The sequence below is a fragment of the Leptolyngbya cf. ectocarpi LEGE 11479 genome (genome assembly GCF_015207065.1).
GTDB lineage: Bacteria > Cyanobacteriota > Cyanobacteriia > Phormidesmidales > Phormidesmidaceae > Leptothoe > Leptothoe ectocarpi.
Window position 1 is genome coordinate 1 of record NZ_JADEXP010000498.1, and the last position, 3393, is coordinate 3393.

At 44.6% G+C, this 3393-nt stretch carries 3 protein-coding genes; all 3 read left to right on the plus strand.

What is annotated here, in order from left to right; translation table 11 throughout:
- The first annotated feature begins 213 nt into the window (after positions 1-213).
- Positions 214-1362, plus strand: coding sequence for a DegT/DnrJ/EryC1/StrS family aminotransferase (locus tag IQ260_RS28970; RefSeq protein ID WP_193996533.1), 1149 nt, complete (start codon positions 214-216; stop codon positions 1360-1362).
- 224 nt (positions 1363-1586) lie between these two features.
- Entirely contained in the window at positions 1587-2441 is an 855-nt protein-coding gene (locus IQ260_RS28975; RefSeq protein ID WP_407657766.1) for an ABC transporter permease, read from the plus strand.
- Positions 2442-2567: 126 nt separating this feature from the next.
- The coding region (locus IQ260_RS28980) for an ABC transporter ATP-binding protein (RefSeq protein WP_193996534.1) at positions 2568-3393 on the plus strand (826 nt) is incomplete at its 3' end.

Sequence of the window (3393 nt, forward strand, 5' to 3'; positions counted from 1 at the left end):
ACGCTGCTCTGGCGATAAAAAATCCACCAGGCTAAACAGATCTGCATCAGGATAAAGCTGCAAAATTTGTTCTACAACCTTCTCAGAACCAGCATGGCTAGCCAGCCATTCATGGACAACCGCAACACGCATAGCAAAATGACGACACAAATCGTCCTAAGATTCTAGAGCAGAGCCCTGCAGCATCAAGACCATTAGGGTAATCGAAATACCGTGAGCCAGATCAACATCCCCATCCTTGACCTCAAGCCCCAGTACCAAGCCATTAAGGCTGAAGTACAAGCTGCTATCAATCAGGTCTTAGACTCCGGGCAATTCATTCTAGGACCCATAGTCCAGTCATTTGAAAGCGATGTGGCCAGTTATTTGGGCGTTAAGCATGCCATCGGTGTTAACTCCGGGACTGATGCCCTAGTCATTGGTCTACGAGCCATGGGTATTCTGCCGGGGGATGAAGTGATCACAACCCCCTTTAGCTTTTTTGCCACTGCAGAATCCATCAGTATGGTGGGTGCTAAGCCGGTATTTGTCGATATTCAGCCAGACACATTCAATATTGACCCTAACCTGATCGAGGCGGCAATTACTCCCAAGACTAAGGCGATTATGCCGGTGCATTTATATGGCAACCCAGCCGCCATGGCCCAGATTATGGAGATTGCCGCTAAGCATGATCTCAACGTGATCGAAGACTGTGCCCAGGCATTTGGGGCAGTCTACAAAGGGGATTGCACGGGCTGCAGCTGTGGAGAGGCAAATCGTGAGCAGCTATTGGGCAGCTATGTAGGCACAATCGGTCATGTGGGAGCCTTTTCATTTTTTCCCACCAAAAATCTGGGAGCTTATGGTGATGGTGGCTTAATTACTACCAATGACGACGATATCGCTGAAGCCGCTCGTATGCTTCGAGTGCATGGAGCTAAGGAGCGCTACCACAACTTAATGCTGGGCTATAACTCTCGGCTCGATGCAATGCAGGCGGCTATCTTGCAGGTTAAACTGCGCTATGTAGATGAATGGAATAGTAAACGATGCTGGGTCGCCGATACCTACACTCAATTACTAAACGACACAGACGGTGTTATTACGCCAAAACCATCATCAGGTCATGTATTTCATCAATACACAGTCCGGGTTCGGGCAGGACGAAATCGTGTCCGCCAAGAGCTACTCGCATCTGGGATTGGTGCCATGATCTACTACCCTATCCCCCAAGACAAACTACCTATCTATATAGGGCAATATCCAGATTTGCCTGTAAACAACCAGTTGGCCCAAGAAGTCTTAAGTTTACCCATGTGGCCAGAGCTAAGTTTGACTCAAATTAAACAGGTAGTGAGTTGTCTACAGCAGGCTGTATAGATAGAGCGTTAAATTTGATAGAGCGCTAAAAGATTAAGAGATTGCTCCTTATTGCCTAAGGGAACTTTGAACTCTCTTGGCAAAGAAAGGAAAAAACCTGGAGAAGCATCATTGTAAAGCTTCCTCAGGTCGGGGCAATGGTTTGATAAATTAGTGCGGTATCTCAATTCAACCAACATTGGCTTATGGCAGCTGTATTCAAACCACTGAAAGCATGTATGCAGATGCTCAGAAGCTTGCTGTGGCAGCAAATCATACGACTAAAGCCCGTAATACCGTTGCGTGAACCCCAGTGGGCAAAGCTAGGCCTGCTACGAACACTCGTACAGAGAGATATGGACGCACGCTACAAGGGCTCCATTTTAGGAAATCTATGGCCGCTGTTGAATCAGCTAGCCCAGCTATTGATATATACCTATGTTTTTTCCATTGTCCTGCGTGTCAAGCTCAGCTTGAAAGGAATGCCCGCTGACAATTCGTTTGTATTTGGCCTGTGGTTATTTGCAGGGCTATTACCATGGCTCGCTTTTAGCGGTGGGTTAATGCAGGCATCAGGCTCTGTGGTAAGTCAGCCGAATTTGGTGAAAAAGGTTGTTTTTCCGCTGAGCTTGCTACCGCTGGTTCCAGTGTTATCTACTTTTTTGGAAAGTACTTTTGGATTAATGGCCCTAATAGCCTTTGTTGTGTTTGTGAGTAACGCATTACATCCAACGCTGCTTTTACTACCTTTAGTTTGGTTACCTCAACTTTTAATAACAGCAGGATTGGGTTACTTGATGGCTGGTCTGACAGTCTTTGTCCGAGATATTCCACAAACCTTGGGAGTAATCCTAAATCTTTGGTTTTATGCAACTCCCCTAATTTATCCACCAGAGATGATTCCAGAACCATTTCAGCAGTGGGTACTTTGGTTAAATCCATTAGCAGCAATTAGTGAGATGTATCGCGATGTGATACTGCTTGGGGAAGTCACCCATTGGCAAGAGTGGGGAGCCTCAACAGGTTTAGCATTCGCTATTTTTGGCAGTGGTTTTTGGTGTTACAAAAAGCTGCGCCCAGCATTTGCAGATGTGCTGTAGCCCACACTCAAGTGCCTGGTTTCCTGAAGGGGAAATTGCATTGGACTAGACGACCGACCACTTACACCGTGAGCGGTTGGATAATATCTACTTTGTTCTGGCAAGTCAAGTATTTTCTAATTCTATATGGCTGACGATACCGCAATTTCTCTAACAAACGTATCGAAAGTATTTAAGCAGTATCACCGTCCGGTGGATCGGCTGAAAGAGCTTTTGTTGCCAGGCAAGCAAAAAGCAACAGAATTTTGGGCACTTCAAGATATCAATTTAGAAATTCCAAAAGGAGAAACAGTTGGAATTATTGGACGAAATGGGTCGGGCAAAAGCACCTTATTACAGATAATTGCAGGAACGCTGCGTCCCACGACAGGAAATCTTCAAGTAAATGGTCGTGTCTCAGCGTTATTAGAGCTAGGAAGTGGTTTTAATCCTGAATTTACTGGGCGGCAAAATGTTTTTTTTAATGGAAGAATTTTAGGCTTAAGTCAGGAAGAAATCCAAAACCGTTTTGAAGAAATCGAAGCTTTTGCAGATATTGGAAAGTTTATTGACCAGCCAGTAAAAACCTATTCCAGCGGGATGTTTGTACGGCTAGCTTTTGCGGTAGCCATTAATGTTGAACCAGACATCTTAATTGTTGATGAAGCTCTGGCCGTTGGCGACGAAATTTTTCAACGTAAATGCTTTGCCCAAATAAATCGTCTTCAAAGTAATGGTGTAACAGTTTTATTTGTATCGCATTCTTCTTCGTTAGTTGTCAATCTATGTAAATCTGCCCTTTGGTTGGATTATGGAAAAACTCTCTTCAAAGGTGATGCTAAAATTGTTGTAGATCAGTATCAAAGAATGATTAACAATGCATCAACCGGAAAATCAGTGGATTCTGATAACATTCAAGCCGAACTAAAAAAGCTAGCGCACACTAGAGAGAAACAAGACGCTGGCCAAAAGG

Coding starts and splice junctions, on each gene's coding strand:
- IQ260_RS28975 (WP_407657766.1), top strand. CDS start 1,587: ATGCTCAGAAGCTTGCTGTGGCAGCAAATCATACGACTAAAGCCCGTA.